The sequence below is a fragment of the uncultured Dialister sp. genome (assembly GCF_900538805.1).
In the GTDB taxonomy this organism is placed as follows: Bacteria; Bacillota; Negativicutes; order Veillonellales; family Dialisteraceae; genus Dialister.
Window position 1 is genome coordinate 1 of the sequence record NZ_UPZP01000107.1, and the last position, 7,161, is coordinate 7,161.

Genomic DNA, 7,161 nt, shown 5'->3' on the forward strand with positions numbered 1-7,161 from the left:
TTAGCCTGCCCATAAGAGGGCTTTCCTTTTAGTTGGTCGACCGACCATTCTTCGCCTGCGGCTCAGAATGACGATGAGGGCGGGAAGGTAAGGCACGTAACGTCTTCTGTCATCTGATTTCTGACTTCTATCGTCTAATCCACGCCCCTATCCTCCGTCGCCTGCGGCGCCACCCCCTTCCTAAGGAAGGGGGCTCCGGCTCGTCGGCATGTACCAACGGTGACACAAAAGTAAATCCCGTAACGCTGACTATATACTCATCGCCGCCAAAGGCGGCGATACCACAACCCTCAGCCTGAAGGGCTGTCAAACCTGAGAACCCTCCGGCCAAAGGCCGGTCAATCTTAAGAACCTTTTCCTCCACCTTCTGAACCCGGGGCCGCAAAGCGGCCCCTATTTACATTCCTTTTACAATCTAAATCAAAGCTATACTTTTTTCTCCCTATGTTTTTTACATCTCTGCTTTAGACTAAAAATATCGAAACAAGAAAACAATCATTCATCATTTCAAGGGAGGATTTATAATGAATCTGAAAAAGTGGATGGCTCTGGCTCTTTCTTCGGCAGCATTGGTGGCAGCAGCAGGCTGCGGCGGAGATTCCACTCCGGCTAAAAGCGGCGCCGCTTCCGGCAGCAAAGTTTCCGGACAGGTAACCGTTTCCGGTTCCTCTGCACTGCTTCCACTGGCTAAGGATGCTGCTGCCAAGTTCAAGACAAAGAACCCGGATGTATCCATTACACTGAATGCAGGCGGTTCCGGCACAGGCCTGAAACAGGTAGCTGAAGGCTCCGTCAGCATCGGCAACTCCGATGTACCGGCTGACAAGAAGCTCCCCGCTGATAAAGCTAAGGGACTTGTGGACCACAAGGTCTGCACCATGACCGTTGCAGCCATTGTGAATAAGGACATTGCAGACAAGGTCAAGAGTCTGACTTCCCAGCAGCTGCAGGATGTATTCACAGCTAAAGTGACCAACTGGAAGGATGTAGGCGGCCCGGATGAACCAATCGTCCTGGTAACCAGACCGACCACCTCCGGCACCCGTGCACTCTTCACCGAACTGGCACTGGCCGGACAGGAAGAAGCTTCCAACAAATCTCTTGAAACCGATGACAGCGGCACACTGATTCAAAGCGTTGCCCAGACCAAGGGCGCCATCGGCTATGTTGCACTTCCTTACCTGGTAAATAATAAGGACGTGGCAGCCATCGCCATTGACGGCGTAGAACCGAGCCTGGAAAACACCTACAACGGCAAGTACAAAGTTTGGGGTTATGAGCACATGTACACCAAGGGTGAACCCACCGGTGCTGTGAAGGCTTACATCGACTATGTCCTCTCCGATGAATACGGCGTAGAAATCGAAAAACAGGGCTACGGTGTATCTTCCAAGATGAAGACAAAATAATTTCTGACGAAATATCAAAAAGGAGTAAATAAGAAATAGCTGCGGGAAAAGCGGCTGCATGAAAATGCGGCTGCCTTTCCCGTCTTTAAAAAGGAGAACCATTCATGGACGGAAATATGCGCCAGCAGCATATGTTCAGACGAGAAATTCTGGGGAAAAGCGTATCCACCATATGCGGATTTTTCCTCATCATATTAACTGTTGCCATCGGCTGCTTCCTGCTGGCCAAGGGTATGCTCACGTTTACCGATTTTCATCACAGCATAGGTGAATTTCTTTTTTCATCGGCCTGGAAGCCTTCCGATACGGACGTAGGCGGCGGTAAGGTAGGGGCGGCCATCTTCATCTGGGGGTCCATCCTTACCTGTTCCCTGGCACTTCTCATTGCCATCCCCTTCAGCCTTTCCACGGCTGTATTCATGACACAGATTTCCCCGAAACTTGGTGAAAAGGTCATCCGTCCGGCGGTTGAAATCTTCGTAGGCATTCCTTCCGTTGTTTACGGCTGGGTTGGCCTGGTGGTGCTTGTGCCCTTCCTGCAGAAGGCCTTCAACCTGCCCCACGGACAGTCGGTACTGGCAGCGGCCATTGTTCTTTCCGTCATGATTTACCCCACCATTACCTCCGTTTCTGCTGATGCCATCCGCAGTGTGAATAAGAAGTATATCGAAGGGGCCTACGGTCTGGGTTCCACCCGCTGGCAGATGATTTACAAAGTGCTCCTGCCGGCAGCCCTCCCGGGAATCCTGACCGCCATCGTTCTGGGCCTGGCCCGCGCTTTCGGCGAAGCCCTGGCAGTATCCATGGTTATCGGCAAGATGAAATCCTTCCCCCACAGCATCCTGGATCCAACCAACAGCTTAACCGCAGCCATTGCCTCTGATATGGGCGGCGCCATGGACGGCGGCGAACTGAATGCAGCCCTCTGGACCATGGCACTTCTGCTCTTCATTATTTCCCTTCTCTTTATCCTGATTATTCACCTGATTGCAGCTAGAAAGGAGTCCATGGCATGAGTACACAGCCGGCAGCGCCGATGAACGGGAAGATGACCGATCTCCGTCTCATTGACAGTGGACTCAAAAGAGCCCGTTTTGCTGATAAAACAGCCACCTTTTTCTTCTATTTAATTTCTGCGGCCTTTGTTTTCCTGCTCATTGCCTTTACCCTCTACGTGGTATGGGGCGGTATTAAGGCGATGAAACCGGAAATCTTTTCCTTCGGACCCACAGGCATAGGCAGCCAGTTCTTCAATACGGTGTACCTGGTGGTCCTTTCCCTTTTGATTTCAGTGCCCATCGGGGTTATGGCAGGGGTGTACATGGCAGAGTATGCATCCCCCGGCAGGGTAACCAATATGCTCCGCATCGCCATCGAAACACTGTCCTCCCTGCCTTCCATCGTAGTCGGCCTCTTCGGCTACCTGGTGTTCATTATCATGGTGCACAGTCAGTGGAACCTTTTCTCCGGTGCTCTGGCAGTTTCCGTACTGTCCCTGCCTCTTATTACCTCCACCACCTATGATGCCTTCAAAGCCCTCCCCGAAGGGTACAAGGAAGGCAGCCTGGCTCTGGGGGCCACCCATTTTGAAACCATATGGCACGTCATGCTTCCCGCCACCGTAGGACCCATCGTCACCGGCGTCATCCTGGCAGCCGGTAGAGGCTTCGGCGAAGCCGCTGCCCTCCTGTACACCGCCGGTATGAGTACCGACATTAACTGGAACGTGTGGGATATTACATCTCCCACCTGCCCATTGAACCCATTCCGCCCCGGCGAGACACTGTCCCTCCAGGTATGGGCGGCCCGCACCGAAGGCCTTGGCACCGGTGCCATGGACACAGCAGCTGCTGCTTCTGCGGTCCTCATGATTATGATATTAGTATTCAGTATCGGAGCCAGAATGGTGAGCCGGTATATTTCCAAGAAAACTGAAGGAGAAAACGCATGATGACAAATAACAATTCCATGGCTGTCCAGGCTCCTGCCGGCGCAGCGTCCCTGTCCGTCTATTCCAATATCATTTTCGACTGCAAGGGCCTTGACCTTTACTACGGCGCCTTCCAGGCATTAAAGAAAATTTCCATGCGCATTGAAAGAAACCAGATTACCGCCCTCATCGGACCTTCCGGCTGCGGCAAATCCACCTTCCTGCGCACTTTGAACCGCATGAATGACCTTGTTTCCGGATGCCGTGTAGAAGGACAGGTGCTCCTTTCCGGCGTGGATATTTACAAGGAAATCGATCCCATTGTGCTGCGCCGCCATGTGGGCATGGTTTTCCAGCAGCCGAACCCCTTCCCCAAGAGCATTTATGACAACGTAGCCTACGGCCCCCGTCTGAAGGGCATCACAAAGAAGAGCGACCTTGACGACATTGTCGAAAAGAGCCTTCGCCAGGCAGCCATCTGGGATGAACTGAAGGACCGTCTCCACAAGTCCGCCCTGGGCCTTTCCGGCGGCCAGCAGCAGCGTCTCTGCATTGCCAGAGCCCTGGCTGTTGAACCGGAAGTTCTCCTCATGGACGAAGCTACCTCTGCACTGGATCCCATTTCCACCGCCCACATCGAAGACCTGGCGGTGAAGCTGAAGGAAGACTACACGGTGGTCATGGTTACCCACAACATGCAGCAGGCTCAGCGTATCGCCGACAAGACCGCATTCTTCTACCTCGGCGAAATGGTGGAATACGGTGATACGAAGCAGATTTTCGAAAACCCGAAGCAGGAAAGAACCATCCGCTACGTTTCCGGCAATTTTGGCTGATGTGGTAAAATAAATATGGTGAAATCTATGAGGAGACAGGGAACTGTCTATTTCATGGTCTTTTGAAAATCAAACCGGCATGGCGGCTTCCAGGGAAGCGCTGATTCTGCGAATGAATCAGTGTTTCCCAAAAGCCTCTGCCGGCTTTGACTGTTTTTAAAGGAGACTTGACATGCCGCTTATTTACTGTGTAGAAGATGATGAAAGCATTCGCGAACTGGTGAGTTATGCCCTTCGGGGGCAGGGCTGCAAGGTGGGAGGCTTCGGAGAGGCCTCTGAATTCTATGAAGCACTGCAGAAGAACATTCCGGACCTGGTGCTGCTGGACATCATGCTTCCCGGCGAGGACGGGCTCACCATTCTGAAGAAAATCCGGGCCTCCGGCAAGCTGCAGAACATCCCGGTCATCATGATGACCGCCAAAACCAGTGAATTTGATATCGTAAAGGGATTGGACCTGGGGGCCGACGATTATGTGACCAAGCCCTTCGGCATTATGGAACTGCTCTCCCGTATCCGCTCCGTGCTCCGCCGCACCAAAAAGCCTCAGGAAGCAGGGAAGAAACTCCTTTCCTTCGAAGGCATCGTGGTGGATCAGGAACAGCACAGCGTCACCTCCGGCGGCAGGGAAGTGCAGCTCACATTAAAAGAATTTGACTTATTATGTTATTTGTTATTAAATAAGGGCATCGTTCTTTCCAGAGACCAGATCATGCAGGCCGTCTGGGATTCACCCTTTGAAATGGAAAGCAGGACCATTGATATGCACATCATGAGCCTGCGCCAGAAACTGGGGAGTGAAGGAGCCTGCATCCGCACTGTTAGAGGGGTGGGATACCGCCTGGGCGACAGAAAATCATAAACAGGAGCATTTTTATATATGAAAGTCCGTATTTACAGAAGCCTTCTTCTCATGGGCATCGTGTCCGTCATTATCACCTTTATCCTTTCCGCCATTCTTTACTATCAGGGCATGCAGGAGCAGTTCAGCCATGAGCTGCAGCACCTGAACAGCGTCATGGCCGGCGCCGTTTCCACAGGCGACGAGGACAGGAGCCGGGATTACCTGAAGCGCATCTACGATGACAATGGCAGGACCATCCATATCGTATGGCTTGACAGTGACGGCGCTGTCATTTATGACAGTGACAACAAAGATGAAGACTATAAAAGCGGGCCCGAAGTCAGACAGGCCATGGAAAACGGAAAAGGCGCCGCCGTCCACAAGGACGCCAACGACAGTCCCAAGAGCTACTATGCCCAGAAAGCGCCTGACGGATCCATCCTCCGCCTTTCCAGTGCCCGTACCGTTTCTTACAAAGGATTTTCCGCCTACCTGCCGGAAATCATCCTCTTTCTTCTTGTATTCGTAGTAGGCTGCCTCTTTGCGGCGGAAAGGGAAACGGAAAAAATCCTGAAGCCCTTCCACCTTCTGGGTGACCTGGTACAGAAAATTATGGAAGGACAAAAGGTGGACGACGTGCCATCAGACTATAAGGAACTGAACCCCCTCATCCGGAAGGTTGAGGAACAGCACGATGAAATCCAGAACTACCTGGAAGACATTGAAGAGGAAAGAAACACCATCCGCACCGTGGTGGATACTATTTCCGACGGCATCATCCTTTTGAACGAACATAAGGAAATCGTCGACTACAATCGAAAGATTGAAGACATTTTCCATCCGGCCGAAGAAAAGAGATACCGCCGCATTGCCAGCCTCTACCACGATGAGGACTGGCTCCGGGTCATCGGGAAAGCCTACCGCACCGAGGGACGCCAGGAATATACCATGAACCTCTTCGACAAACCCTATCGCATGGTGATGAACAAAATCGAACTTTCCGACGGGGAGACGGGCCTTCTGATCGTGCTCCGCGATATGACCGCGTCTTACATGGCGGAAAAGATGAGGAGAGAATTCTCCGCCAACGTGTCCCACGAACTGAAGACGCCCCTTACCTCCATCAGCGGATTTGCAGAAATGATTGCCAACGGCATGTACCAGAAACCGGACGACGTGAAACTCTTCGGCAGCCGCATCGTCAATGAATCCCAGCGCATGCTCACCCTGATTGACACCATTATGCACCTCTCCCGCATCGAAGAAACGGAAACCACCATTACCTGGAAAACCGTTTCCTTAGACAGCCTTGTCCACTATGCCGCAGACCTCATCGAACCCCAGGCCAAGGCAAAGGGCATCACCATCTCCGTAGACGCAGAGCCTCTCTATACCTACGGCAACGCCGCCCTCCTCTCCGAACTGGTGATGAACCTTCTGGACAACGCCGTCAAGTACAACAACGAAGGCGGCAGCGTCCACGCCACGCTGAAACCGGCAGGGGATGATAAACTGGAACTCACCATCTCCGATACCGGCATCGGCATTCCAAAGGACAAGCAGGGAAGAGTCTTTGAACGGTTCTACCGCGCCGAAGAAAGCCGGAACAAATCCACCGGCGGCAGCGGCCTGGGCCTTGCCATCTGCAAGCACATTGTAGAAAAACACAAAGGCACCCTTTCCATGACCAGCGAAGAAGGAAAAGGCACCACCGTCACCGTCATTCTGCCCCGCATGAGCGAAGCCGACGTAACCAAAGAAACAAAAGAAGCCCTCACCGCCCGCCAGGAAGCAGAAGACGCCGAATCCGGCCGCCTGGCAGAGCAGGAAGCAGCCGAAGACCAGGCCGCCCAAAGCGTGGTGGGAGAAGAAACGGAAAATGTCAAAGAAACCAAACACCTCCATAAGGCGAAAAAGCTGAAAAAGGACAAAAAGTCCAAAAAGAAACCAAACGGCCACGCCCATACCGCAGATACGGTAGATAAACAGTACAAAAAATCGGATAAAGCCGGCCGGAAAGCAGGGAAGAAAACAAAATAAACCCAGCGCCCCGAAAAGGGGCGCTTTTTTTGTCTATAGAAAACCCCCGGTTAGACCGGGGGTTCCAAAAAGCTTTAGCGATGAGTCTTTAATGGTTTATAA

The 7,161-nt window shown here is 52.4% G+C and carries 6 protein-coding genes; all 6 read left to right on the forward strand.

Annotated elements, in window-relative coordinates; all coding sequences use genetic code 11:
* Positions 1-524: 524 nt before the first annotated feature.
* Positions 525-1,409 (forward strand): phosphate ABC transporter substrate-binding protein, encoded by an 885-nt coding sequence (locus QZQ29_RS08225; protein ID WP_296962224.1) that lies wholly within the window; start codon positions 525-527, stop codon positions 1,407-1,409.
* Between the two features lie 104 nt (positions 1,410-1,513).
* On the forward strand, positions 1,514-2,425 hold the full coding sequence (gene pstC / locus QZQ29_RS08230; RefSeq protein ID WP_296962226.1) for a phosphate ABC transporter permease subunit PstC: 912 nt from the start codon (positions 1,514-1,516) through the stop codon (positions 2,423-2,425).
* Positions 2,422-3,360 (forward strand): phosphate ABC transporter permease PstA, encoded by a 939-nt coding sequence (gene pstA / locus QZQ29_RS08235; protein ID WP_296962228.1) that lies wholly within the window; start codon positions 2,422-2,424, stop codon positions 3,358-3,360. Before pstC ends, pstA begins: the two co-directional genes overlap by 4 nt.
* A gap of 17 nt (positions 3,361-3,377) precedes the next feature.
* Positions 3,378-4,175 carry a phosphate ABC transporter ATP-binding protein PstB gene (gene pstB / locus QZQ29_RS08240; RefSeq protein ID WP_296962233.1) on the forward strand — a complete coding sequence of 266 codons (798 nt, stop codon included), beginning with the start codon at positions 3,378-3,380 and terminating at the stop codon, positions 4,173-4,175.
* Between the two features lie 172 nt (positions 4,176-4,347).
* Complete coding sequence (locus QZQ29_RS08245; protein WP_296962230.1) at positions 4,348-5,037, forward strand: response regulator transcription factor; 690 nt, start codon at positions 4,348-4,350, stop codon at positions 5,035-5,037.
* 18 nt (positions 5,038-5,055) lie between these two features.
* Positions 5,056-7,059: an ATP-binding protein gene (locus tag QZQ29_RS08250; protein WP_296962232.1), complete on the forward strand. Its 2,004-nt coding sequence runs from the start codon at positions 5,056-5,058 to the stop codon at positions 7,057-7,059.
* Positions 7,060-7,161 lie beyond the last annotated feature (102 nt).